The organism is Haemophilus sp. UMB1048, from assembly GCF_030218125.1.
GTDB lineage: Bacteria > Pseudomonadota > Gammaproteobacteria > Enterobacterales > Pasteurellaceae > Haemophilus_D.
This window is the reverse complement of the sequence record NZ_JASOPB010000007.1, coordinates 100,073-124,138: the sequence shown is the minus strand read 5'-3', so window position 1 is coordinate 124,138 and position 24,066 is coordinate 100,073. Positions and strand designations below refer to the sequence as shown.

Annotated in this window: 26 protein-coding genes and 1 pseudogene; 5 read left to right on the top strand and 22 right to left on the bottom strand. The window is 39.7% G+C overall.

The genetic code is table 11. From position 1 onward, the window contains the following. Window positions 1–27: 27 nt before the first annotated feature. Complete coding sequence (rpoA, locus tag QP437_RS07880) at window positions 28–1,017, top strand: DNA-directed RNA polymerase subunit alpha (RefSeq protein ID WP_005695102.1); 990 nt, start codon at window positions 28–30, stop codon at window positions 1,015–1,017. Between the two features lie 40 nt (window positions 1,018–1,057). Then, complete coding sequence (gene rplQ / locus QP437_RS07875; protein ID WP_005695104.1) at window positions 1,058–1,441, top strand: 50S ribosomal protein L17; 384 nt, start codon at window positions 1,058–1,060, stop codon at window positions 1,439–1,441. A gap of 58 nt (window positions 1,442–1,499) precedes the next feature. Here the strand turns inward: rplQ and rluA are convergent, their stop codons facing one another. Together rluA and rapA are read right to left on the bottom strand one after the other, a co-directional pair. Then, window positions 1,500–2,159, bottom strand: coding sequence for a bifunctional tRNA pseudouridine(32) synthase/23S rRNA pseudouridine(746) synthase RluA (gene rluA, locus QP437_RS07870; protein WP_285267497.1), 660 nt, complete (start codon window positions 2,157–2,159; stop codon window positions 1,500–1,502). Between the two features lies 1 nt (window position 2,160). Beyond that, a complete protein-coding gene (rapA, locus tag QP437_RS07865) occupies window positions 2,161–4,923 on the bottom strand; it encodes an RNA polymerase-associated protein RapA (protein ID WP_285267507.1) in 2,763 nt (920 codons plus the stop codon). A gap of 199 nt (window positions 4,924–5,122) precedes the next feature. On the opposite strand from rapA, the gene pnuC reads away from it, so the two are divergent. Beyond that, window positions 5,123–5,806: a nicotinamide riboside transporter PnuC gene (pnuC, locus tag QP437_RS07860; protein ID WP_285267496.1), complete on the top strand. Its 684-nt coding sequence runs from the start codon at window positions 5,123–5,125 to the stop codon at window positions 5,804–5,806. A gap of 34 nt (window positions 5,807–5,840) precedes the next feature. Here pnuC and QP437_RS07855 read toward each other — a convergent pair whose 3' ends face one another. Next, window positions 5,841–6,539 (bottom strand): tRNA1(Val) (adenine(37)-N6)-methyltransferase, encoded by a 699-nt coding sequence (locus QP437_RS07855; RefSeq protein WP_285267495.1) that lies wholly within the window; start codon window positions 6,537–6,539, stop codon window positions 5,841–5,843. Window positions 6,540–6,609: 70 nt separating this feature from the next. Between QP437_RS07855 and srmB the strand changes: the two genes are divergently transcribed. Next, window positions 6,610–7,938, top strand: coding sequence for an ATP-dependent RNA helicase SrmB (gene srmB, locus QP437_RS07850; protein ID WP_285267494.1), 1,329 nt, complete (start codon window positions 6,610–6,612; stop codon window positions 7,936–7,938). Window positions 7,939–7,980: 42 nt separating this feature from the next. Here the strand turns inward: srmB and QP437_RS07845 are convergent, their stop codons facing one another. From QP437_RS07845 to nudE, 18 genes and pseudogenes are all read right to left on the bottom strand, one after another. Further along, on the bottom strand, window positions 7,981–8,184 hold the full coding sequence (locus tag QP437_RS07845; protein ID WP_005699726.1) for a hypothetical protein: 204 nt from the start codon (window positions 8,182–8,184) through the stop codon (window positions 7,981–7,983). A gap of 129 nt (window positions 8,185–8,313) precedes the next feature. Further along, window positions 8,314–8,634 (bottom strand): DUF4298 domain-containing protein, encoded by a 321-nt coding sequence (locus QP437_RS07840; RefSeq protein WP_285267493.1) that lies wholly within the window; start codon window positions 8,632–8,634, stop codon window positions 8,314–8,316. 78 nt (window positions 8,635–8,712) lie between these two features. Then, window positions 8,713–10,167, bottom strand: coding sequence for a decarboxylating NADP(+)-dependent phosphogluconate dehydrogenase (gnd, locus tag QP437_RS07835; protein WP_049364697.1), 1,455 nt, complete (start codon window positions 10,165–10,167; stop codon window positions 8,713–8,715). A 92-nt stretch (window positions 10,168–10,259) separates the two neighbouring features. Next, window positions 10,260–10,790: a hypothetical protein gene (locus QP437_RS07830; RefSeq protein WP_285267492.1), complete on the bottom strand. Its 531-nt coding sequence runs from the start codon at window positions 10,788–10,790 to the stop codon at window positions 10,260–10,262. A 103-nt stretch (window positions 10,791–10,893) separates the two neighbouring features. Next, a pseudogene (locus tag QP437_RS07825) lies at window positions 10,894–11,052 on the bottom strand (GNAT family N-acetyltransferase); the annotation flags it as partial. A 16-nt stretch (window positions 11,053–11,068) separates the two neighbouring features. Further along, window positions 11,069–11,401 (bottom strand): hypothetical protein, encoded by a 333-nt coding sequence (locus tag QP437_RS07820; protein WP_005630565.1) that lies wholly within the window; start codon window positions 11,399–11,401, stop codon window positions 11,069–11,071. A 32-nt stretch (window positions 11,402–11,433) separates the two neighbouring features. Next, complete coding sequence (locus QP437_RS07815) at window positions 11,434–11,850, bottom strand: hypothetical protein (RefSeq protein ID WP_032822542.1); 417 nt, start codon at window positions 11,848–11,850, stop codon at window positions 11,434–11,436. Window positions 11,851–11,876: 26 nt separating this feature from the next. Continuing rightward, complete coding sequence (locus QP437_RS07810; protein WP_178165139.1) at window positions 11,877–12,269, bottom strand: GNAT family N-acetyltransferase; 393 nt, start codon at window positions 12,267–12,269, stop codon at window positions 11,877–11,879. A gap of 35 nt (window positions 12,270–12,304) precedes the next feature. Further along, complete coding sequence (locus QP437_RS07805; protein ID WP_285267491.1) at window positions 12,305–13,363, bottom strand: DUF1176 domain-containing protein; 1,059 nt, start codon at window positions 13,361–13,363, stop codon at window positions 12,305–12,307. Between the two features lie 71 nt (window positions 13,364–13,434). Further along, a complete protein-coding gene (locus QP437_RS07800) occupies window positions 13,435–14,469 on the bottom strand; it encodes a DUF1176 domain-containing protein (RefSeq protein WP_285267490.1) in 1,035 nt (344 codons plus the stop codon). A 70-nt stretch (window positions 14,470–14,539) separates the two neighbouring features. Further along, window positions 14,540–15,592: a DUF1176 domain-containing protein gene (locus QP437_RS07795; protein ID WP_285267489.1), complete on the bottom strand. Its 1,053-nt coding sequence runs from the start codon at window positions 15,590–15,592 to the stop codon at window positions 14,540–14,542. A 71-nt stretch (window positions 15,593–15,663) separates the two neighbouring features. Continuing rightward, window positions 15,664–16,695, bottom strand: a complete 1,032-nt coding sequence (locus QP437_RS07790) for a DUF1176 domain-containing protein (protein WP_285267488.1) — start codon at window positions 16,693–16,695, stop codon at window positions 15,664–15,666. 27 nt (window positions 16,696–16,722) lie between these two features. Then, window positions 16,723–17,421: a 6-phosphogluconolactonase gene (gene pgl, locus QP437_RS07785; protein ID WP_285267487.1), complete on the bottom strand. Its 699-nt coding sequence runs from the start codon at window positions 17,419–17,421 to the stop codon at window positions 16,723–16,725. A gap of 68 nt (window positions 17,422–17,489) precedes the next feature. Next, window positions 17,490–18,971, bottom strand: coding sequence for a glucose-6-phosphate dehydrogenase (gene zwf / locus QP437_RS07780; protein ID WP_285267486.1), 1,482 nt, complete (start codon window positions 18,969–18,971; stop codon window positions 17,490–17,492). 72 nt (window positions 18,972–19,043) lie between these two features. Beyond that, window positions 19,044–19,850 carry a 3'(2'),5'-bisphosphate nucleotidase CysQ gene (gene cysQ, locus QP437_RS07775; protein ID WP_285267485.1) on the bottom strand — a complete coding sequence of 269 codons (807 nt, stop codon included), beginning with the start codon at window positions 19,848–19,850 and terminating at the stop codon, window positions 19,044–19,046. A 9-nt stretch (window positions 19,851–19,859) separates the two neighbouring features. After that, complete coding sequence (locus QP437_RS07770; protein WP_285267484.1) at window positions 19,860–20,264, bottom strand: hypothetical protein; 405 nt, start codon at window positions 20,262–20,264, stop codon at window positions 19,860–19,862. 50 nt (window positions 20,265–20,314) lie between these two features. Beyond that, on the bottom strand, window positions 20,315–22,315 hold the full coding sequence (locus QP437_RS07765) for an OPT family oligopeptide transporter (protein WP_285267483.1): 2,001 nt from the start codon (window positions 22,313–22,315) through the stop codon (window positions 20,315–20,317). A gap of 115 nt (window positions 22,316–22,430) precedes the next feature. After that, window positions 22,431–22,979, bottom strand: coding sequence for an ADP compounds hydrolase NudE (gene nudE / locus QP437_RS07760; RefSeq protein WP_285267482.1), 549 nt, complete (start codon window positions 22,977–22,979; stop codon window positions 22,431–22,433). Window positions 22,980–23,043: 64 nt separating this feature from the next. Between nudE and hslR the strand changes: the two genes are divergently transcribed. Next, entirely contained in the window at window positions 23,044–23,439 is a 396-nt protein-coding gene (hslR, locus tag QP437_RS07755) for a ribosome-associated heat shock protein Hsp15 (protein WP_285267481.1), read from the top strand. Window positions 23,440–23,480: 41 nt separating this feature from the next. Here hslR and QP437_RS07750 read toward each other — a convergent pair whose 3' ends face one another. Beyond that, the gene (locus QP437_RS07750; protein WP_049368085.1) at window positions 23,481–24,038 is read right to left on the bottom strand and encodes a TIGR00645 family protein; all 558 of its coding nucleotides are present in this window, start codon (window positions 24,036–24,038) and stop codon (window positions 23,481–23,483) included. Window positions 24,039–24,066 lie beyond the last annotated feature (28 nt).

The following is a 24,066-nucleotide window of genomic DNA, read 5'->3' as shown; positions in this document are numbered from 1 at the left end:
TAAGCTTAAAAGCAAAGAGAGGATAAAATGCAGGGTTCTGTTACAGAATTTTTAAAACCACGCTTAGTAGATATCGAGCAAATTAGCTCTACTCATGCTAAGGTGATCTTAGAACCGTTAGAGCGTGGCTTTGGTCATACTCTAGGGAATGCATTACGTCGTATCCTTCTGTCTTCAATGCCAGGTTGTGCTGTAACTGAAGTAGAAATTGATGGCGTACTGCACGAATATAGTAGTAAAGAAGGTGTTCAGGAAGATATTCTTGAAGTTCTTTTAAACCTTAAAGGTCTAGCGGTTAAAGTACAGAATAAAGATGATGTTATTCTGACATTAAATAAATCTGGAATTGGCCCTGTTGTTGCAGCTGATATTACCCATGACGGTGATGTTGAGATTGTTAATCCATCACATGTAATCTGTCACTTAACAGACGAAAACGCATCTATTAATATGCGTATTCGTGTTCAACGTGGTAGAGGTTATGTACCTGCATCTGCTCGTACTCATTCACAAAATGAAGATCGTCCAATTGGTCGTTTATTAGTGGATGCTTGTTATAGCCCGGTTGACCGTATTGCTTACAATGTTGAAGCAGCACGTGTTGAACAACGTACTGACTTAGATAAACTAGTTATCGAGTTAGAAACTAACGGGACTATTGATCCGGAAGAAGCAATTCGTCGTGCTGCAACAATTTTAGCAGAGCAACTCGATGCATTCGTTGATTTGCGTGATGTTCGTCAACCTGAAGTCAAGGAAGAAAAACCGGAATTCGATCCGATTTTATTACGTCCTGTTGATGACTTAGAGTTGACAGTTCGTTCTGCTAACTGTTTGAAAGCAGAAACAATTCACTATATCGGTGACTTAGTACAACGTACAGAAGTTGAGTTATTAAAAACGCCTAATCTTGGTAAGAAATCTCTTACTGAAATTAAAGACGTTCTCGCTTCACGTGGTTTGTCACTTGGTATGCGCCTTGAGAATTGGCCACCAGCAAGTATTGCTGAAGACTAGTTTGGTCATAGGTTAAGATTTTTCTGAGAAGGATAAGATCATGCGCCATCGTAAGAGTGGTCGTCAACTAAACCGTAATAGCAGCCATCGCCAAGCGATGTTCCGTAACTTAGCAAGTGCTTTAGTTAGTCATGAAATCATCAAGACTACTTTACCAAAAGCTAAAGAATTACGTCGTGTAGTTGAACCGTTAATTACATTAGCAAAAGAAGATAGCGTTGCAAACCGTCGTTTAGCATTCGCTCGTACTCGTAACATCGAAACTGTTGCGAAATTATTCAATGAATTAGGTCCACGTTTTGCTCAACGTGCAGGTGGTTACACCCGTATCTTAAAATGTGGTTTCCGTGCAGGTGACAACGCTCCAATGGCATACATTGAGTTAGTTGATCGTCCAGAAGTTGCAGAAGCAGCAGCGGAATAATAATTTGTTATAAAATAAAAAGGCTCACTGATGTGAGCCTTTTTTATATCTCGTTTTCCTAAAATTCAGCTTTAGTTCTGAATGTCATTTTTTCACCTGTGATAGGGTGCGTAATCGTAAGTTCTTCTGCATGTAAGCATAAGCGAGGTGACATCGATTTAGCTTGTGGGTGAGAATAAAACTTGTCTCCTAAAATAGGATGTCCAAGCGCGAGCGTATGTAAACGAAGTTGATGCGAACGTCCTGTGATTGGAGTCAGTTTCACTCGAGTACAGTTAGTTGGTAACCGTTCTAAAACTTCATAAAAAGTGACCGCTCTTTTGCCAAATACAAAATCAATGCGTTGGCGCGGGCGATTTTCCCAATCACAAATCATAGGAAGATTAATTTCCCCACTATCTTGTTCTAAGTGTCCCCATACTAAAGCTTGATAATATTTCTTTGGCTCACGTTCACGGAATTGACGCTTCAACTCTTTATCTGCCGCTTTACTTAATGCAAATAGAATAATCCCACTTGTGGCCATATCTAAACGGTGTGCAGGCTCACAAAATCCAAATTTCTCTTTTACCCGACTCATTGCACTATCGTAGTATTCAGGTTGATTGCCAGGAACTGAAAGTAAACCGCTTGGTTTATTTACCACGCAGATATAATTATCTTGATAGATAATATCTAAATACGGTTCTAAAGGGGGATGGTATTCAATAAGTGCCATATTATTCCTTGTTTGTCACTATTACTCGAAGGCTATCTAGTCGCCAGCTTGCTTTATTTAACTCTTTCAGAGAAAGCTCGCGTTGTTTTTCCAATACATCAATTTCCGCCTGGCGAATATTTTTATTTACTGCTTTCAAGGCTATAAGTCGATTGAGCTCAGAGGTCAATATTTGATCGGCTAATTTGCTGGCTTCTCTAATTTGAGCTTGTGCGATTTCAGTTATTTTGTGATCGCCTAGTTTAATTAATTGCTCGATATTTGGACGAGCCATTTTGACCATTTTATTCGCAATGTCTTTGCCTAGCGGCTTAAGTTTATTTTGCAATGTATCAAAATTAACTTGTTCGGCTAGATCGTTTCCTTTGCCATCCAGCAATAAGCGAACAGGTGTAGGCGGAAGAAAACGATTCAGTTGCAAACCTTTTGGTGATTGGCTTTCAATCATATAAATCAATTCAACCAACAGCGTGCCAGCAGGAAGCTGTTTATTGACTAATAATGCCATCGATGCTTTTCCAATGTCACCAGAAGCGATTAAATCAATGCCTTGGCGTATCATTGGATGATCCCAGGTAAGAAATTCTAATTCCTCACGAGCAAGGGCAAGTTGTCGGTCAAAGGTTACTGTGACACCTTCTTCTTTTAGTCCTGGAAAATCAGGAACAAGCATGGTGCCCGTTGGTGTGATAACAATGCTGTTTTCACCTAAGTCATCTTGTTCTACACCAATAATATCAAATAAATTCAGTGCAAAATCGACTAATTGTGGTGAATTATCTGTTTGAGCGATTTCTGCCGCAAGTCGTTGTGCCTTTTCTCCACCATTAGAATTTAATTCTAACAAACGATCGCGTCCTTTCTCTAAGGCTAAGCGCAATGCTTTTGCTTGTTTTTGCGTTTGGAGAATAAGTTGCTCAAAATCCGCTTTATTTTCTGACCGCACTTTTAGTAACGATTCATATTGTTCAAACAATGTCATGCCAATAGGGCAAGTTTGTTCAAAAGCATTTAAACCTTCATGATACCAACGTGCTAAATCTTGCTGCTCAGAGTTTGCGAGGCAAGGCACATAAATTTGTACATCTCGCGTTTGTCCAATACGATCTAAACGGCCAATACATTGCTCAAGTAAGTCAGGATTTTCTGGTAAATCGAAGAGTACGAGATGACAAGCAAATTGGAAGTTTCGCCCTTCAGAACCAATGCTAGAACTCAGTAAAACTTGAGCACCATTATCGGTATCGGCAAAATAAGCCGCCGCGCGATCTCGTTCAATGATTGACATTCTTTCATGGAAAACAGCACTGCGAATGGCTTCTTTTTCTCGTAAAATTTGCTCAAGTTGAATTGCTGTTTGTGCAGTTTTACAAATGACTAAGATTTTTTCATTTCGGTGTGATTTTAGAAAATCAATTAACCAATGAATTTTTTCGTCTACTTCAGCCGCATCAATCGTTATTTGATGGTAAACCCGATGCGGGAAACCTTTCACCCCTTGGCGTGTATTGCGAAATAAAATACGGCTTGTGCCATGTCGGTCGATAAGATTTTGAATGAGTTCTTGCCGTGCCGCTTGCTTTTCATCGTCATTATGACAGTCTAAGGCTTTAAATAATGGTTCGACATCTTGCTCATTGAGCAAATCAGAAATATGATTTTTTTCGACCGCACTTAGTGGCTTCTCTGAAAGCAATGATTGCACCGAATCGGCCACAGGTTGGTAATTTTCCTGCTCTTTTAAGAAGGCTTGGTAATCATAAAAACGTTCAGGATCAAGCAAGCGCAAGCGTGCAAAATGACTTTCCAAACCCAGTTGTTCAGGCGTTGCAGTGAGTAATAAAACAGACGGAATAGCGTTGGCTAATTGTTCCACCAATAAATAAGCGGTACTCGGCGCATTTTCAGACCAAGCTAAATGATGTGCTTCATCGACAATTAAACAGTCAAATTCAGCTTCAATGGCTTGTTGTACGCGATGAGGGTGAGATTTCAACCAATCTAGTGCACAAATAATTAAGCTTTCAGTACTAAATGGATTGATCGCTTGTTCGGCAAAATCTTCACAACGTTCTTCATCAAATAATGAAAAATGTAAATTAAAACGACGAAGCATTTCGACAAGCCATTGATGCTGCAAGGTTTCTGGTACAATAATTAATACACGTTGTACTTTTTCAGCAAAAAACTGGTTTTGCAAAATCATCCCCGCTTCAATGGTTTTACCTAACCCTACTTCATCCGCTAAGAGCACGCGAGGATTGATACGATTTCCTACCTCTTGTGCAATATGAAGCTGGTGAGGAATTAAACCCGCACGATTGCCTAGTAAGCCTCGCAAAGGCGATTGAAATTGAGCTTGTTGATGCAGAAGGGTTTGATAACGCAACGCAAAATGTTCACTACGATCAATCTGTGATGAAAAGAGGCGATCTTTCGCTTGGCTAAAAGAAATTATCGGAGAAAGTTCTTTTTCATTGACGATAACGTCCTCACCTTGCGCATTTTTGACTAAATAAAATAAAAGACCATTCATTTCTTGAATATCAAGGACTTCACCTTGCCAACCTGCTTGGTGATGAAGTTGTTCCCCTTTATTCAATGCAATTCGGGTTAATGGTGCTTGTGCTACCGCATAAATTCGGGTTTCATCCGTGGCAGGAAAGTGAAGGGTAACCGAGCGGAAATCTAAGGCGGTAATCATCCCTAATCCGAGGTTATTTTCGGTTTCACTAATCCAACGTTGACCGATTGCAAATGACATCATCTTCCTCTTAATGAATCTCTTAAAATGGGGCGATATTGTAGTCTGATTATAAGGGAAAGCAAGGCATGGACATCTAAAAGCATGAAAAATAAAGTGTGATTTTTCTCACAATAATTAAATTAAATCTCACCTAAGCTTTACTTTAAAAAAGTGCGGTGTAAAAATGACGTACTTTTTCATAAAACAGGAGTGTTCCATGAATTGGACAGAACGACTTAAAGAAGAATTTTTATCAGGTTGGAAACCTTTTGAAGTGGTATGGGTAGTTATTTTCCTTGCTGCACAAATTATTGCTTATGTTCTTATGCCGGATAGCCCATTAGGCATGATTTCGGGTATTGCAGGTATTCTCTGTGTGGTATTGGTGAGTAAAGGAAAAATTAGTAACTATTTCTTTGGGCTTATTTTTGCTTATACCTACTTTTATGTCTCCTGGGGAAGCAATTTTCTTGGTGAAATGAATACCGCACTCTATGTATATATCCCATCACAATTTATCGGGTATTTCATGTGGAAACAAAACATGCAAAACGATAATGGTGGTGAAAGTGTGATAGCCAAAGCCTTAACACCGAAAGGTTGGGCAATTTTGCTTGTGAGTGTTGGAATTGGTACCCTCTGTTTTGTACAGGCTTTAAAAGCAGCGGGTGGAAGTTCTACAACGCTAGATGGTTTAACCACAATTATCACTGTAGCGGCGCAATTATTGATGATTTTGCGTTATCGTGAGCAATGGTTATTATGGATTGTCTTAAATGTGCTTTCCATTTTGCTTTGGCAAGGGCAGCCAGCGATGTATTTAATGTATAGTGCTTACTTACTAAACTCATTGTATGGTTATTACAACTGGACGAAACTCGTCAAAGTGGAAAGCCACTAATCACATCAATAAAAAAGGGCATAGTAATATGCCCTTACATTTTTAAATAAAATGCCTTCGTCAACGCAATAAATGCTTCGGTGTATTGATTGTTTTCGTTATAAATCACTAAGCTATCTTTTACCTGTGGTACATGCTCTCGGCTAAACGTGAGTAACATTCGTTGTGGATCTTTCCCTGTTTTTGTAATGACATCTGTCTGCTTAATACAATAAAGTGCGGTTGAATTTATCAATGTTTTTCCCGCCTCATAAGGCAAGACAAAACTAATCTTCCCTTTTTCGGATAAACAACTCGCCGCCCAATTTAACCAATCTAAATGGCTTTGTTGAACATAACGGGCAAGCGCTCGTTCGTCATTTTTACATTCCACACCTTGCGCAAAATAAGGCGGGTTAGCCACAATTAAATCAAATTGATGTGCTGTTTGTTGGCAATAAGTTTGCACGTCTTGGCATGTTAAATGAAGGCGATTGTGCCATGGCGAAGCCTGGAAGTTTTCTTGTGCTTGTTGTGCTGCAAGGGGATCAAGTTCAACGGCTTCAATTTGGCAATGCTCATGACTTCGTTGGGCGAGCATTAGTGCAACCAAGCCTGTGCCAGTTCCCATATCAAGAATTCGCTGACAATCAGACACATCCGCCCAAGCACCCAGTAAAATGCCATCCGTACCGACTTTCATTGCACAATGTTGTTGATTAATATGGAATTGTTTAAAGGTAAAGCTGCTCATAAAATCTTGCGGAAAATGACCGCACTTTCAGGTATAATTAGCCCCAATTTTAACAAATTAACGCAAAATAATGAATTTATCCCCATTTGAAGAATTCGATCTTTCCCCCGAATTATTGAAAGCCTTAGAAAAGAAAGGCTATACCCGTCCAACTGCCATTCAATTAGAAGCGATTCCTGCTGCTATGGAAGAACGTGATGTGCTTGGTTCTGCACCAACAGGCACGGGTAAAACGGCTGCATTTTTATTGCCAGCAATTCAGCATTTATTGGATTATCCGCGTCGTAAACCAGGGGCGCCTCGCATTTTAATTTTAACGCCAACCCGTGAGTTAGCGATGCAGGTTGCAGAGCAAGCGGAAGAGTTGGCGCAATTCACGCATTTGAAGATTGCAACCATTACCGGCGGTGTGGCGTATCAAAATCATGGGGAAGTATTTAATTCAAATCAGGATATCGTGGTGGCAACGCCGGGACGTTTATTGCAATACATCAAAGAAGAAAACTTTGATTGTCGTGCGGTAGAAATGCTGATTTTTGATGAAGCGGATCGTATGTTGCAAATGGGCTTTGGGCAAGATGCGGAGAAAATTGCCGCTGAAACGCGTTGGCGTAAACAAACCCTCCTTTTCTCTGCCACATTAGAAGGGGAGTTGTTAGTTGATTTTGCAGAACGTTTATTGAATGACCCAGTAAAAATCGATGCAGAGCCAAGCCGTCGTGAGCGTAAAAAAATCAACCAGTGGTATTATCATGCCGATAGCAATGAGCATAAAATCAAGTTGCTTGCGCGTTTTATCGAAACCGAGAACGTGAGCCGTGGCATTGTGTTTGTGCGTCGTCGTGAAGATGTACGAGAACTTTCAGAAACTTTACGTAAACGTGGCATTCGTTCTACTTATTTACAAGGCGATATGGCGCAAACGCAACGTAATAATGCCATTGATAAATTGAAATCAGGTATTGTCACTGTGTTAGTGGCTACTGACGTGGCTGCTCGTGGCATTGATATTGATGATGTGACACACGTCATGAACTTCGATTTACCTTATAGTGCAGATACCTATTTGCATCGTATTGGTCGTACGGCTCGTGCAGGGAAAAAAGGCACCGCTGTTTCTTTTGTCGAAGCACATGATTACAAATTACTCGGTAAAATCAAACGCTACACGGAAGAGCTTTTAAAAGCGCGTATTTTAGAAGGTCTAGAACCTCGCACTAAACCACCGAAAGATGGTGAAGTGAAATCCATGTCTAAAAAGCAAAAAGCGCGTATTAAAGAAAAGCGTGAAGAAAAGAAAAAATCAGAGGTGAAGAAAAAAGCCAAACTTCGTCATAAAGATACGAAAAATATTGGCAAACGCCGTAAACCTAGCGCAGAAAAAACAGCCGAGAAATAATAAAAAACAACCGCACTTAATTAAGTACGGTTATTTTTTTGACTATTTATTGACTTGGCTACCGATTACGCCACCTAATGCGGCACCACCTAATGTGGTTGCGGCATTACCACCAAGCATATAGCCTGCTGCACCACCGATAGCGGCACCAGCTGTTGTATTTTTTTGAGTGCGACTCATATTTCCACATGCTGCAAGAGAAATAACAGTCATCGCGATAACAAGTGATTTTCCAATTAATTTCATAGGATCTCTCCGTGTTTAACATATAAAACTATCCATATTGATAGTAATCCCTAAGACAAACAGAGATGAATGAAAGTTCAAAAATATGCGTTTTTCGATGTTTTTTTGAACAATTAAATATATTGAATATTAATCTTTAGCTTGATCTAATATTTTCGCAACTACTTTCAAATATTCAATCGCCAATCCATGGTGTCCTGTACTTGCATTAAATACTAAATCTTCACTTAATACACCACAAGGCATATCCTCAGGAATCTTACCGTCCTCATAAGCTTGATAATCTTCTCGCCAGTCACCATCAAAATAATAGTGTTCTAAGGTTTTCATTTTTGGTAAGAAGGCTTGCCATTTTTCAAGAAATTGTTCTGCTTCGGCTAAGAAACTCTCTGCTTCATTGAGAAGATTTTCCATTTCTGAAATTTTATCTAAGCGTGATTGAGGTAACATAGGTTTCTCCAAAATAAGGTAAAAATAAACCGCACTTTATGCGAACAAAGTGCGGTGAGTTTATCACGAGTTTTTTACTTACACATCATAAGTGGTGGATGCAGTATTACCACCGCGACCCGTCCAGTTGGTGTGGAAGAATTCACCGCGTGGTTTGTCAGTGCGCTCATAAGTATGTGCACCGAAGTAGTCACGTTGTGCTTGCAATAAGTTTGCCGGTAAACGTGCTGAAGTATAGCCATCTAAGAAGGTAATCGCAGAGGCCATACAAGGCATTGGGATACCCACTTCGATCGATTTTGCCACCACTTTACGCCAGTCGCTTAATGCGTTTTCTAAAATGCCTTTGAAGTAGCTATCTGAACCTAAGAAGATTAAATCTGGGTTCGCTTCGTATGCATCACGAATGTTACCTAAGAAACGGCTACGGATAATACAACCTTCACGCCATAATAACGCCGTTGCGCCGTAGTTGATGTTCCAGCCAAATTGTTCAGAGGCTTCACGAATCAGCATAAAGCCTTGTGCGTAAGAAATGATTTTAGACGCCAATAAGGCTTTACGTACCGCTTCAATCCACACTTTTTTATCGCCTTCAACCGGTTGAATTGTTTTGCCAAATAATTGATTAGCGGCAACACGTTGATCTTTAAATGAAGAGACACAACGAGCAAAGACGGATTCAGTGATTAAGGTTAATGGAATACCAAAATCTAATGCGTTGATACCCGTCCATTTACCAGTCCCTTTTTGGCCTGCCGTATCTAAGATTTTTTCAACTAATGGTTCACCATCAGCATCTTTATAACCAAGAATATCGGTGGTGATATCGATTAAGTAGCTATCCAGTTCAGTTTTTTTCCATTCTGCGAAGATAGCTTGCATTTCTTCATAGCTTAAGCCTAAACCTTCTTTTAAGAATTGGTAAGCTTCACAGATTAATTGCATATCGCCATATTCGATACCATTGTGAACCATTTTCACGAAGTGGCCAGCACCTTCACCGCCAACCCAGTCACAGCAAGGCTCACCTTGTTCGGTTTTAGCAGAGATTGCTTGGAAGATTGGTTTAACATATGGCCATGCTTCTTGGTTACCACCTGGCATGATAGATGGCCCGTGGCGCGCGCCTTCTTCACCGCCCGAAACACCCGAACCGATAAAGCGAATACCTTTTTCAGCCAATGCTTTTACACGACGGTTAGTATCTGGATAGTTTGAGTTACCACCATCAATAATGATGTCGCCTTCTTCTAAGTGCGGTAATAATGCCTCAATGAATTGATCCACCACATCACCCGCGCGTACCATTAACATTACTTTGCGTGGTTTTTCCAATTTAGAAGCTAAATCTTCTAAAGAGTATGCACCGATAATATTCGTGCCTTTTGCCGCACCTTGTAAAAATTCATCCACTTTTGAAGTGGTACGGTTATACGCCACCACTTTAAAGCCATGATCATTCATATTTAAAATGAGGTTTTGCCCCATTACGGCTAAGCCGATAACACCGATGTCGCCTTTTACTGACATTGTTTTCTCCTGTTGTAGGGTGAGATTGTCTCACCGTAATAAATTTTTCATACTGTGGATGTAAAATGCAAATATTTCACATGCATTTCTCACTAAAATAATGTAAACATAAAATTTGTATTTTTTATTTCTTGTGTAAAGACATATTTATGATTTATATCTAGTTTTTCATCAATTAACTTAAATAAATAATCTTGTTCTACTTTACGATGTATACCTATAAGCCATAGGTCTCTTTCACTAGGTAACTCAAGTTGTCTGATATTATTATATTTATCTAAATCTTTGATCATATTTCTGATACAAGCAGCTGCCTCCATATTTTGTTTTACTTCTATAGGAATAAAGCTATGGGCACCTTTCTCTCGAACGATAAAATCAATGGCACATAAAGATTTTAATTTCTCTTTTCTTTGATCTATAAAGCATCGTTCTTCACGATAAGCTTCTTGAACATTATCTTGTGCACAGAGAAAAATAAGCATTTCAACTTGTAACCAGATTTCCCATCCTGAAATATTTAATCGTTCAATGTCATTTAAACGATTAATAATATGTTTTTGCTGAAAAAACTTCAAAAAAATCTTTTTAAGAAAATCAAAATCTTTATTTATTTTAAACATTCGTAATATTCTCATTATATCATTAGCAAACGCTATGAAGCGTGTGCTATCAGTAATCCATCTTCTCGCTACACAAAAGTGCGGTTACTTTTCCAAACGTTTTTTAACTCTTCGTCCATGCACTCATATGCTGCGTAAATCCAATATACGGATAATAATCTACAGCTTGTGGAGCCGATAAAAGCACAATTTTAGCTTGTGGATGTAATGCCTGTTTGGTGTGTTCAATTAACTGCAAGCCGATACCTTGTTTCTGATATTCTATAACAAAATTTCTTTTAAATTTCTCTAATTAAAGAGCTGCCTTGCTCTAACGTGTCTAGCCACTGCCATTTTTCATGACCGACGAGTTTACTTTTTTCTAAAGAAAATGTTGTACAGCAACGCCCCAAACGATTTTCTAGAGATTGATTTAAATGTTGATACGTAAATTCAATTTGAGTATCGTCAATCCATTTTCCAATTAAAAAGCCTTTTAAAATTTCACCGCCACCATATTCTGCCCAAATCATTTTACCTTGTTGATGGTAATGAAATTCTGTTTGACTACTGACCTCACCATTTGCGGTATTTTCAACAGCAACAAATTTTTTATTATCTAAATTCAACATTAAAGTCACTCCGCATCTAATGTATCTATATCTTATTTTTGCATAATGTAATGCATTTCTACATTTTTCGCTTTTGCGGCTTTTTCTAGATCTGCTTTATCACTTTGACTATCTCCAACAAGGTATAAAGATACATCCTTACCGACCTTTTCTGCATTATTTAGTCCATACATAGCAACTGCTTTATTCACAGATTGACTGTTCCCTGCAATTCCAATGTGTAAATTATCTGTAGCTAAAAGAGATACGAGTCGTTTTCCTGAAGTACCACCTGCGGTTCTAATCGTTGCTACAAGCATTCCATTTGAAACTGGGTTTCCTGCTTCTGGAACTTGAAGCATTACTGAGCGATTATCTTTTGGCATTTGTGCCGCTAACTGATCTAAAGATGGACCAGATGAACAAGCAAATAACAAAGTTGAAGTAAGTAGTACAAACAGTTTTTTCATTTTTGTCACCATATCATTCTAATAAATTAACTCTTCGTCCACGCACTCATATGTTGAGTAAATCCAATATGTGGATAATAATCCACGGCTTGCGGAGCCGATAAAAGCACAATTTTAGCTTGTGGATGTAACGCCTGTTTGGTGTGTTCAATTAACTGCAAGCCGATACCTTGTTTTTGATATTGTTCATTAACCGCTAAATCAGATAAATAACAGCAGTAGGCAAAATCTGTCACAGAACGTGCCACGCCCACTAATTGTTCACCATCCCAAGCGGTGACTAATAAATTGGCATGATGTAACATCGCCGCCACACGTTTTTCATCTTCTAATGGACGACGTGCTCCTAACGTAGTTTTATTAAGCAGTTCAATAAATTGCTTAACTGAAATAGGACAGTTTATTTTATAGTCAATCATTTGTTACTCCAGGTTTTAAAGGTTAAATAGATAAATTATTTAACCGTTCTATGACTCACAAAAGTCGGTAATCCACCCCATGCACCACCAATAAAGCCTTTACCAGAACCAGAAGTATATTCCGCTGTAGTGATGAAAGTTTTGCCATTCCATGCTGCTTCGTAGCCATACCAGCTCTCAGCAAGGCCACTAGATTTATATGATCCTTCTACAATTAAAGCATTAAGCTTCTCATCATAATATGCAAAGGTGTATTGATCTTCCAATACTTGTTCTACTTTGCTCAATTTATTGTCCATGACCGCATAATAGCCGGTGTAAGCTGCACTACCACTGATACACACTGCCTCAGCTAACACTTTTCCCTGCGTAAGTGAATAAAGTGTAATTGTCTTCTGTTCAGAATCATCATGAAGAGACAAACAGTAATCAATTGCACTACTATCAGCACTTTTACGCAATAATGCTAATACAGCATCAAATTGTTTTTCGCCTCGTTTTAATTCTGTTTTGCTAGGGTTTTTAATATAGGCAACTTGAATTTTGGGTGCGGTTTGTGGTGCTAATACCGCATGTTTCTCTTGTCCCTGACGAATTAACGCTGATGGCGTATTTAAACGCTGTTGGAATTCATCCATCTTAAGCATCGCGGCTTTTGCCCCTTCATTCGACAATTTGCCTTTAAATTGACCAGAAATGAATTCAATATTGGCATTATCTTTTAAAGCAGTTAATAACGCAGCTGTTTGTTTATCATCGAGTGCAGCGATTTGTTTATCATTAGAGTCAATATCGATCATTTTAGGTACGACACTGAGTAATTTGCCATTGATCATAATTTCTACAGGCTTGCCCTTATCGCTCTCATTATTTACCGATATTGCTAAAGAAGATTTTACTGCTGCTTTCTCACCAGCTTCTCGCCTAAATAAAAGTGAAACCAAATCTGAACCATCTTGATAACCCGCCATATTACAAGTACCGGTATTATCACAAATCAAATCCCAGTCTTGATAAGTCTTTTCAAACCCTTTTAACGATGGCGCAGCCATTGCAGTGAGTGGTAATAGTGAGAGAAGAATAATTTTTTTCATGTTATAAATTCCTAAAAGAAAATTTGCAAAAAATTCATCAAATCTAACCGCTTGTATTAAGCGTTGTTTGTTTATTTGACGATGACGTTACTAACAAAAATAGGTAACTGCCACGTACCTCCGGGAAGCCCTTTACAAGAGCCTGTTGTCCACTCTGAAGTACGGATAAAGATTTTGCCATTCCAAACAGCTTCTTGCCCAGCCCAACAATCACCTAATGCCCGACCTTTGTAAGAACCTCTTACAAACGCATAACCTTGTTTTTCATCATAGCCTGCTTCGTTGTACTGCTCCGCTAAGACTTGTTCTACGTTGCTCAGTTTGTCATCGAGTACAGCATAGTAGTTGGTGCTTTGATAAGCACCTTTAAAACAAAGCGCTTCAGCTAATACCTTATTATGCGTTAACGGATAAATCGTTATATCTTGGCTTTCTAAGTCTTCATCAACGCAGCCATCGTGAGCTTTACGTAACAGTGCGAGCACGTTATCGTATTGTTTTTCACCGAGTTTTAATTCTATTGTTTTGCGGTTTTTCACACTTACAGCATCAATTTTGGGTTCAACTTTTGGCGCTAATACAGCATGTTTTTCTTGACCTTGACGAATAAGTGCGGAAGGCGTATTTAACCGCTGTTGGAATTCATCCATTTTGAGCATGGCTGCCGCTGCGCCTTTATCTGATACTTTAAGCGTAGTTTTCCCATAGGTGAGACGAATTTCGCTCTCTTTTTTCAATCCGCTAAGTAATGCCTTAGTTTGCTCTTCAGTCAGCTTATCTGGCGCGTCGTCAGAAATATGCTTGACTGTGCCTAATGATTTGCCATTTAACCAAATTTCAATATCTTGACCGACTTGAACATCACGGTCGGCTTCTCCGAATGGTAAAATAGTGAACTTTCCTTCCACTGCAGCATTTTCGCCTGCCGCACGAGTAAATAAAATAGAAACTGGGTCACTACTTTCATCCTGATAACCTGCCATACGACAAGTGCCCGTGTTATCACATACTAAATCCCAATCTTGGTAGTTTCCAATACCTTTGATTGATGTTGAAGCTGCCATTGCAGTAAATGGTAATAATGAAAGAAGAATAACTTTCTTCATGTTATAAATTCCTAAAAGAAAATTTGCAAAAAAATCGTCAAATCTAATTACTTGTAGTAATCGTGAGTTTTTATTTTACGATAACGTTACTAACAAAAATAGGCAATTGCCATGCACCACCAGTAAAACCTTTACAAGAGCCGGTTGTCCATTCTGAAGTACGGATAAATATTTTGCCATTCCAGGAAGCTTCTTTCCTAATCCAACAATCACCAATCCCCCGCGACTTAAATGAACCTATTACAGCTAAGACGGGGTTTCTATTATCATACATAACATCGTTATATTGACTTGCTAGTACTTGTTCTACTTTGCTGAGTTTTTCATCCATAACAGCATAATAATTAGAGTATTGATAAGGGCCACTCCAACATATTGACTCTGCTAACACTTTGCCATTGGTAAGAGTATGAATTGTTATATCGTCACGCCAAGTATCATCTTTATGCAACTCAGGGCAGTAATTCTCTGAATTTTCATTCGTCCCATTACTTTTACGCAATAACGCTAATACAGCATCAAACTGTTTTTCGCCACGCTTTAACTCTGTTGTTTGGAGATTTTTCACGCTGACAGCATCAATTTGGGGTGCAGCCTGTGGCGCTAATACCGCATGTTTTTCTTGACCTTGACGAATAAGTGCAGAAGGCGTATTTAAACGTTGTTGAAACTCATCCATTTTGAGCATCGCAGCGGCTGCACCTTTATCAGAGACTTTTTCCTTGAACTCACCAAACACCACTTCAATATCTGCATTACCTTTTAGCGCTGTGAGTAATTCTGTTGTTTGTTTTTCACTTAATTTTGCAATTCCCTCTTCTGAGAAATTTTGGATCGTACCGAGTGATTGACCATTTAAGATAATTTCAGCCGTTTTATTACCCAGTTCATCGGGTAATAATGCCAATTGCGCCGTCACAGGTGTTTGCTCCCCCGCACTTCGGGTAAATAAAATCGAAACAGGATGTTCGGAACCATCTCCTTCTTGATAGCCCGCCATATTGCAAGTGCCGGTATTATCACAAATCAAATCCCAGTCTTGATAATTCTTTTCAAACCCTTTTAACGATGGCGCAGCCATTGCAGTGAGTGGTAATAGTGAGAGAAGAATAATTTTTTTCATGTTATAAATTCCTAAAAGAAAATTTGCAAAAAATTCATCAAATCTAACCGCTTGTATTAAGCGTTGTTTGTTTATTTGACGATGACGTTACTAACAAAAATAGGTAACTGCCACGTACCTCCGGGAAGCCCTTTACAAGAGCCTGTTGTCCACTCTGAAGTACGGATAAAGATTTTGCCATTCCAAACAGCTTCTTGCCCAGCCCAACAATCACCTAATGCCCGACCTTTGTAAGAACCTCTTACAAACGCATAACCTTGTTTTTCATCATAGCCTGCTTCGTTGTACTGCTCCGCTAAGACTTGTTCTACGTTGCTCAGTTTGTCATCGAGTACAGCATAGTAGTTGGTGCTTTGATAAGCACCTTTAAAACAAAGCGCTTCAGCTAATACCTTATTATGCGTTAACGGATAAATCGTTATATCTTGGCTTTCTAAGTCTTCATCAACGCAGCCATCGTGAGCTTTACGTAACAGTGCGAGCACGTTATCGTATTGTTTTTCACCGAGTTTTAATTCTATTGTTTTGCGGTTTTTCACACTTACAGCATCAATTTTGGGTTCAACTTTTGGCGCTAATACAGCATGTTTTTCTTGACCTTGACGAATAAGTGCGGAAGGCGTATTTAACCGCTGTTGGAATTCATCCATTTTGAGCATGGCTGCCGCTGCGCCTTTATCTGATACTTTAAGCGTAGTTTTCCCATAGGTGAGACGAATTTCGCTCTCTTTTTTCAATCCGCTAAGTAATGCCTTAGTTTGCTCTTCAGTCAGCTTATCTGGCGCGTCGTCAGAAATATGCTTGACTGTGCCTAATGATTTGCCATTTAACCAAATTTCAATATCTTGACCGACTTGAACATCACGGTCGGCTTCTCCGAATGGTAAAATAGTGAACTTTCCTTCCACTGCAGCATTTTCGCCTGCCGCACGAGTAAATAAAATAGAAACTGGGTCACTACTTTCATCCTGATAACCTGCCATACGACAAGTGCCCGTGTTATCACATACTAAATCCCAATCTTGGTAGTTTTCTCCAATAGCTTTGATTGAGGTGGCCATTGCAGCTACAGGCAATAAAGTTAATAACAATACTTTTTTCATCTCGAAGTTCCTTTTTGGATGGGCGTATTACAATAATGCTGCCGCCACTTTATCCAAATACCATTCCGTCACCCCATTTTTTGCTTTAATTTTGGCAGCAGGGTAAGGCAGATTTTCTGCAGGAGTCGTTTGGATTTCTTTTAAAATATCCGCTTTGCTTTCGCCGGTGACCAAATAGGTAATGCGTTTGGCTTGTTCAATTAGTTTGGCTGTTTTAGAAATGCGGATTTGACCGCTTTCAGGGTGTTTTGCAATGACAGTAAGGTTTTCATCATCAAAATTGGTTTGATGTGGGAAAAGAGATGCGGTATGACCATCAGTTCCCATACCTAAAATGATCCAATCAAAAACACCGTTTGGAATGATCGCACTTAATTCTTCTTCGAAGCGTTTTAATTCAAAGTGCGGTTCATTTTCGCCACGAATTCTGTGGATGTTTTCCGTTGGAATTTGAATATGATCGAATAAGAGTTTTTGCACTTCGCCATAGTTGCTTTCTGAATCGGTTGGTGGAACCATGCGATCATCACCCCACCAAAAATGCAGATTTTTCCAGTTAATTTGTTCCGCATAAGGCGTTTTGGCTAAGGTTTTAAATAACAACTTAGGTGTTGAACCACCAGAAAGGGAAATATGCACAGGATGATTTAATTGGCTATAAATCACAAATTCTTGGGCGATCTTTTCAACCGCGTGTTGAGCCGTTGGGAAGGTGATGGTGTTCATGTTTGCTTCTCTTTATATTGGATATAAGCCTTCTTCCGCTTGTAGGGAAGAAGGCTTGCGATTAATGATTAAACCTTTTTCTTCATTTTGCCGCTTGGTTTACGCCATACGCGACCACTTTTCGCGATAAGTTTTTCCGCCGCAACTGGTCCCCAAGTGCCCGCTTCATATTCATGAACTCGGCCGCCAGCTTCCTTGTAGTCTAAAATTGGTTGAACGAATTTCCATGCAGCATGAACGGCATCGGTACGAGCAAAGAGTGTGGCATCACCTTTCATGGCATCGAGCAATAAGCGCTCATAAGCCGTCAGGACTTGGTCATCGGCTAAATCAGCATAACGGAAATCCATTGAGACTTCTTTGGCTTCAAAGCCTGCCCCAGGTTTTTTCAAGCCGAAACGCATTGAAATCGCTTCATCAGGTTGAATGCGAATGATCAATTTATTTTCTGGTGCATTTTGACTGAATACAGGGTGTGGAGTAGTTTTGAAATGAATCACAATTTCCGTCACACGTGCCGGTAAGCGTTTACCGGTACGTACATAGAAAGGTACGCCCGCCCAACGCCAGTTTTCGATTTCGCAACGTAATGCCATAAAGGTTTCAGTGCGAGAGTTAGAAGGCACGCCTTTTTCTTGTAAATAGCCTTTCACTTCTTTTCCATCAATTTCTGCTGCAGTGTATTGACCAAGTACTAGGTTGTGTTCAACGTCATCTTGCGTTAATGGACGTAAAGAGTGCATGACTTTGGCCACTTCATCACGCATTGAGTTCGCATTAATGATAGCAGGTGGTTCCATGGCAACCATGGCGAGAACTTGTAGTAAGTGGTTTTGGAACATGTCACGCATTGCACCGGAACCATCATAATAGCCGCCACGTTCTTCTACACCAATGGCTTCGGCTCCCGTAATTTCGACATAATCAATGTAATTACGGTTCCAAAGTGGTTCGAATAAGCCATTTGAGAAGCGTAAAACAAGTAGGTTTTGTACGGTTTCTTTACCTAGATAATGGTCGATACGATAGATTTGATGTTCTTCAAAGAAACGATGAATTTGAACGTCGAGTTCTTGTGCTGTTTTTTCATCGTAACCAAAAGGTTTTTCGACGATAATACGTTTCCAACCCTCTTCTTCTGTGTTTAAACCATGAGCTGCAAGACATTCTGGAATCACACCATATAAACTTGGTGGCGTAGACATATAGTAAAGGGTGTTGCCATTCGTTTGATATTTAGTATGTAATTCTTCTAAACGTGGGACTAATTTTCCGTAATCGGCCGCATCAGATGTGTTTACCGCTTGGTAATAGAGATGGCTACAAAAAGCGTCTAGCGTTTCGGGTGTGGTTTCTTCTGTTTCAAGTAACGCTTCACGCATTTTTTCACGGAAAGTCTCATCGTTTAATTCTGTGCGAGCAACACCCAATACAGAAAATTGGTTTAAACGCCCAAATTTGAAAAGATTATAAAGTGCTGGAATGAGTTTGCGGTGTGTTAAATCACCAGAAGCACCAAAAATTACGATACAGTTATTATTTGTTTGCATATTATTCCTTATTGTTCCGAGTAGCGTTTTTAAATAATGCAATATATTACTGCACTTTACCAATCGAACCAATCAATTAAATTGAAAGACAGATGCCCAATTTTGTGTATTATCTGACACCATCACAAAGTTTGGATTAATTAAACTTTCACGCTGGTTATAGGTGAGTGGCTGAAAGTGTGGATCGAAAATTCCCCCATTGATTTCAGCTAATAAGATTTCAGCGCCCGCGGTGTCCCATTCGCCGGTTTTACCGAGACGAACATAGCAATCAACCGCCCCTTCTGCGACCAAACCGCTTTTCAAACTACTCGAACCGACCACCGTAAATTCGCATACCAAATTCTTCGCCAAAATTGACCGCACTTTTTCTTGTGAAGTGGTGGCGCCTACGGCGATTTTTAACGGCTTCGTGAGATCGATTTTTTGTGGTTGTAAGGCTTTTATCTCTTTGTCACTCTGTTTGAATGCCCCAAAACCTTTCATGGCGTAATAGGTGGTATTCAAAATAGGGAAGTGAATGACCCCCAGTACAGGTTGATGATTTTGTACGAGTGTGATCAACACTGAAAATTGATCCGTGCGATCAATAAATTGCTGTGTGCCATCAAGGGGATCGATCAACCAATAGGTTTGCCAAGTTTGGCGTTGTTCAAAGGGAATATTGCAGTTTTCCTCTGAAAGAACAGGGATATTGGGGAAAAGTGCGGTCAGTTTTTCAATTAAAAACTGGCTGACAAATAAATCCGCTTCTGTGACAGGTGTGTTATCCGATTTGGTTTGTATTGCCACATCCCGTTGGTAAAAACGAGCCAAATGTTTTCCCGCTTCATTGGCAAGCGAGCGGACTTGATCGAGAAGAGATTGAGATAATTGCATATTTATTCTCTACTTTGATTTCGGTAATAACAAGGAGAGGAAAATTGTCGTATAGATTGCCATGATAGCAGAGCCGCCTAAGATGAAGGATATACGGTCAGTGAGGTATTTCGTATTCGGTGCGATCGCGACATTACCGATACTCCAATAACAAAAAATAATGATAAATGAAAAAAGGAGAATTTTCTTCCAATGATGGCGTAGATAGCCTCGGCATTTGGCAACGTAAGCATTGATTATTGCCGGAACAGTAAGTGGCCAAAATGTCAGCAAGAAACCAAATAACGCAGAGTCGAAATAACCTTCTCTGTAGTCGTCTAGGTCGAAAAGGACATAAGCGATAACACTGCCTATCAGCTGCGTAACTAGTGGGAAGATAATAATCGCTTTTAAATAAGGGGATTGAGTTGACACCTTTAACTCCTAGAAAAATAGGCTATCCGAGGACAGCCTATTTTCATCCATTATTTCGATTTCTTCGCACGCAATACACGAGAAACGAAAATAAAGACACCGAAGATAAACACGGCAAGACCGAGTAATTCGCCTATATTATCCCAGTTTTCTAACGCTAAGGCTAATGGTGCTTCAGATCCGCCAGATGTTACAGATGCCGCGATAATGAAGGCTAAGATAACGCCCATTAAGCTTTCACCGACAATTAAACCTGCCGCGAAAAGTGTACCGAAACGTTCTGCTTTTTTCTCTACTTCAGTATCGTTAGTGCGTTTTGCATAGCGCTTAATATTGCGTGTGAGAAGCCATGTCATCACCGCACCGACCACAACCGGCATATTGATTGATGGTGGAAGGTAAATACCAATACCAACCGCTAATACTGGTAGCGCGAAGCGGCTGTTACTCGTTTTACGCATAAGCGCATCAATAATGATTAATACTACACCCAAACCTACACCACTTAAAATGTAAGTCCATTCTAATTGATTGGTGAAAATACCTTTTGAAATGGTGGTCATAATGGTTGCTTGTGGCGCTGAAAGTGCTTGTGTTGGATCCATGTCTGGACGTGGTAATGCACCCGTGAAACCATAAGCATGGTATAAAATTTCTAATACCGGCGCAATCACTAATGCACCAACGAAACAACCAATGATTAACGCAACCTGTTGTCTCCAAGGTGTTGCCTCAACTAAAAGACCGGTTTTTAAATCTTGTAAGTTATCGTTTGAAATAGTAGCTGTGGTTAATACGATAGATGCAGTGAACAAGGTCAATGCGGTTAAGAATTTTTGACCGTCTGCCGTTTCAAATAAGCCACTGCTTTTACCAATGGTCACTAAAACAAGTGAAATGACGATAACGGAAATAATCCCGATACCTGAAATTGGGCTGGAAGATGAACCAACTAATCCCGCCATATAACCAGATGCCGCTGCAACGAAGAAGCCAATTAACACCGCAAGCAGAGTACAAACCACGACTAATAACACGGCAAGTTCAGCAGAAATTGGTGCGGCTGCAACGAAGTGATATAAGGAAATCACGATTAACCCAACAGTCGCCAATAAAATATAAATAATGGTTTTTGGTGATAAGTCGATATCAATACGATTTTCTGATTCAGCTTGTGAGCCTTTTAACATACGGAAAGAATGAACCATCCCTTCAATCATAGGTTTGAGAAGGATTAATAATGTCCAAATCGCTGCAATACCGATAGTGCCCACACCAATAAAGCGCACTTTGGTTTTCCATTCGGTCATCGCGTAGCTCACGATGGACGCATCGGTTGGCATATCACCGGTTGCGGTGAAATAAGGTACAGCCACACCCCAAGCGAGGAATGTACCGAATAACATTGCAAGACCGCCTACGATACCAATTAAGTAACCCGCACCGACTAATGCAAGAGAGAATCCCATCGGTAATTGGAAAACGGCTTTACCGTTAGAGAACCATGCACTTGCGCTATCAGACATGACACGTAATGCGTTGGTTAGGAACGCAACGGTTCCTGCAAAAATACCGCCATAAGCGATATCTTTTACACCACTGTCACTTTCGTCATTATTACCCGCTTTTAAGATTTCGGCTGCAGCCACACCCTCAGGGTAAGGTAAGTCGCTGTTTACCACCATCGCACGACGTAGTGGAATAGTGAATAGTACGCCCAACGTACCGCCAGAGGCACAGATAAGCACAGTTTGCCAGAATGGGAATTCCTGCCAGTAACCCATCATTAATAGACCTGGAAGAACGAAAATCACAGAAGACAATGTCCCCGCTGATGAAGCTTGGGTTTGCACCATGTTGTTTTCTAAGATACTGGAATCCTTGAAGAATTTTAAAATTGCCATAGAAATTACGGCAGCTGGAATGGAGGAGGCGAAAGTCATCCCCACTTTAAGACCCAAATAAACGTTAGATGCAGTGAAGATCACTGTAATTAACGCCCCAAGGAACATTCCTCGGAAGGTCAATTCTTTTAAATTATCATGAGACATAAATTTTCCTATTTATTTTTGAAAAATGACTATACATTCTCAAAAAAAGAATAATTATTCAAGTTTTATTTAAAGTTAATCGCTTACAATTAGAATTTATCTAAATTTTTTCGATTTATTTACGTTTTTTTAAATAATCTCGTAAGGTATAAAGTGCGGTTAAGTTTCTTGCCTCATTAAATTCATCACTATCCAACAGGGCGTCAAGTTGAGATAAAGGGTAACGCACGATTTCTAGTGGTTCGGGTTCATCCCCTTCCTGTTGATTTGGGTATAGATCTTCACCTAATAAAACGTGCATTTTATGCCCCATGATTTGTGGATTGATCTTCATCGTGCGTAAAAACGTCCATTTTTTTGCCTCAAAGCCAATTTCTTCCTGCAATTCGCGATTCGCACTTTGTTCGGGCGTTTCTCCTGTATCCATTCCACCTTTTACAAAGCCTAATTCATATTGTTCCGTTCCGACGGCATATTCACGAACCAGGAGGAGAGCCTCTCCATCAATTGCGATCACCATGACAGAATCGCGATTAAAAGGGCGGAAACGTTCGTAAGTGCGGTCAATGCCATTAGAGAATTTGAGATCGACAGCTTGAATTTCAAACAAGCGGGATTTTGCCACCGTGGAAAGGGAGAGAATGTGTGGAAGTTGTTTTTTCATGATATTAGCCCTATTATCTTGTTATTGGCTCATCATACGCAAAGTGAGAGAAATAGGAAGAGTTATGGCTGAAAATAACGAAGTACGGTTAGATAAATGGCTTTGGGCAGCACGTTTTTACAAAACCCGTAGCATTGCGAAAGCAATGATTGAAGGAGGGAAAGTACATTACAACGGTCAGCGTGCTAAAGTAAGCAAAAATGTAGAAGTCGGCGCTATGATTAAGCTTCGTCAAGGTAGCGATGAAAAAGAAATTGAAGTGATAGCTTTGAGTGACCAACGCCGTGGCGCCCCTGAAGCCCAACTGCTTTACCGAGAAACGACTCAGAGTGTGAAAAAACGCGAAGAAATGGCATGGGCAAGAAAAAATAATGCACTTTCGATGCCACATCCTGATCGTCGTCCAAACAAAAAAGAACGTCGAGATTTATTGAAATTTAAACACCAAGATGAATTCTAGAAAACAAAAGTGCGGTCAAATTTGACCGCACTTTTTTGTGATTAATGATTTTTGTGACTTGTACTGTATAAGATTTTATCGGTATAAGCCATTGCAATCGCTGAAATCAAGAAAGAAAAATGAATAATCACTTCCCACATAATCGTTTTTTCAGGAATTTTTGAGGCATTCACAAAGGTTTGCAATAAGTGGATAGACGAAATACTGATAATTGACATAGAAAGTTTGACTTTCAGCACTGTCGCATTCACATGGCTCATCCATTCAGGTTGATCAGGATGATTTTTCGTACGCAGTTTTGAAACAAAAATCTCATAACCGCCTAATGTTACCATTACTAATAAGTTAGCAATCATTACCACATCAATGAGATTGAGTACGGCGAGCATAATGGTATCTGCATCCATTTCATTGACATTAGTTATGAGATACCACAAGTTTTTCATAAACTTGTAGGCATAGATGCCTTGTACAACAATTAAACCTAAATAAATAGGCACTTGTAACCAACGACTTGCAAAAATCGTTTTGCTTAGAAAGTTAGTCTGTTCATTATATTTTGCACATGGATCCGAGATTTCTTTTTGTTCCGTTGCCATAAAATTCCTCATAAATAAAAATTCAAAT

What these genes read in the sequence shown, in the direction of transcription:
- QP437_RS07815 (WP_032822542.1), bottom strand. Translation starts at nt 11,850, where the DNA reads ATGAAAAAACTGTTTGTACTACTTACTTCAACTTTGTTATTTGCTTGT.
- QP437_RS07790 (WP_285267488.1), bottom strand. Translation starts at nt 16,695, where the DNA reads ATGAAAAAAGTATTGTTATTAACTTTATTGCCTGTAGCTGCAATGGCC.
- QP437_RS07820 (WP_005630565.1), bottom strand. Translation starts at nt 11,401, where the DNA reads ATGTTGAATTTAGATAATAAAAAATTTGTTGCTGTTGAAAATACCGCA.
- rluA (WP_285267497.1), bottom strand. Translation starts at nt 2,159, where the DNA reads ATGGCACTTATTGAATACCATCCCCCTTTAGAACCGTATTTAGATATT.
- QP437_RS07795 (WP_285267489.1), bottom strand. Translation starts at nt 15,592, where the DNA reads ATGAAAAAAATTATTCTTCTCTCACTATTACCACTCACTGCAATGGCT.
- QP437_RS07830 (WP_285267492.1), bottom strand. Translation starts at nt 10,790, where the DNA reads ATGTTTAAAATAAATAAAGATTTTGATTTTCTTAAAAAGATTTTTTTG.
- zwf (WP_285267486.1), bottom strand. Translation starts at nt 18,971, where the DNA reads ATGCAAACAAATAATAACTGTATCGTAATTTTTGGTGCTTCTGGTGAT.
- QP437_RS07805 (WP_285267491.1), bottom strand. Translation starts at nt 13,363, where the DNA reads ATGAAAAAAATTATTCTTCTCTCACTATTACCACTCACTGCAATGGCT.
- hslR (WP_285267481.1), top strand. Translation starts at nt 23,044, where the DNA reads ATGGCTGAAAATAACGAAGTACGGTTAGATAAATGGCTTTGGGCAGCA.
- nudE (WP_285267482.1), bottom strand. Translation starts at nt 22,979, where the DNA reads ATGAAAAAACAACTTCCACACATTCTCTCCCTTTCCACGGTGGCAAAA.
- QP437_RS07765 (WP_285267483.1), bottom strand. Translation starts at nt 22,315, where the DNA reads ATGTCTCATGATAATTTAAAAGAATTGACCTTCCGAGGAATGTTCCTT.
- srmB (WP_285267494.1), top strand. Translation starts at nt 6,610, where the DNA reads ATGAATTTATCCCCATTTGAAGAATTCGATCTTTCCCCCGAATTATTG.
- cysQ (WP_285267485.1), bottom strand. Translation starts at nt 19,850, where the DNA reads ATGCAATTATCTCAATCTCTTCTCGATCAAGTCCGCTCGCTTGCCAAT.
- rplQ (WP_005695104.1), top strand. Translation starts at nt 1,058, where the DNA reads ATGCGCCATCGTAAGAGTGGTCGTCAACTAAACCGTAATAGCAGCCAT.
- QP437_RS07750 (WP_049368085.1), bottom strand. Translation starts at nt 24,038, where the DNA reads ATGGCAACGGAACAAAAAGAAATCTCGGATCCATGTGCAAAATATAAT.
- QP437_RS07845 (WP_005699726.1), bottom strand. Translation starts at nt 8,184, where the DNA reads ATGAAATTAATTGGAAAATCACTTGTTATCGCGATGACTGTTATTTCT.
- rapA (WP_285267507.1), bottom strand. Translation starts at nt 4,923, where the DNA reads ATGTCATTTGCAATCGGTCAACGTTGGATTAGTGAAACCGAAAATAAC.
- QP437_RS07840 (WP_285267493.1), bottom strand. Translation starts at nt 8,634, where the DNA reads ATGTTACCTCAATCACGCTTAGATAAAATTTCAGAAATGGAAAATCTT.
- pgl (WP_285267487.1), bottom strand. Translation starts at nt 17,421, where the DNA reads ATGAACACCATCACCTTCCCAACGGCTCAACACGCGGTTGAAAAGATC.
- pnuC (WP_285267496.1), top strand. Translation starts at nt 5,123, where the DNA reads ATGAATTGGACAGAACGACTTAAAGAAGAATTTTTATCAGGTTGGAAA.
- rpoA (WP_005695102.1), top strand. Translation starts at nt 28, where the DNA reads ATGCAGGGTTCTGTTACAGAATTTTTAAAACCACGCTTAGTAGATATC.
- QP437_RS07800 (WP_285267490.1), bottom strand. Translation starts at nt 14,469, where the DNA reads ATGAAGAAAGTTATTCTTCTTTCATTATTACCATTTACTGCAATGGCA.
- QP437_RS07855 (WP_285267495.1), bottom strand. Translation starts at nt 6,539, where the DNA reads ATGAGCAGCTTTACCTTTAAACAATTCCATATTAATCAACAACATTGT.
- gnd (WP_049364697.1), bottom strand. Translation starts at nt 10,167, where the DNA reads ATGTCAGTAAAAGGCGACATCGGTGTTATCGGCTTAGCCGTAATGGGG.
- QP437_RS07810 (WP_178165139.1), bottom strand. Translation starts at nt 12,269, where the DNA reads ATGATTGACTATAAAATAAACTGTCCTATTTCAGTTAAGCAATTTATT.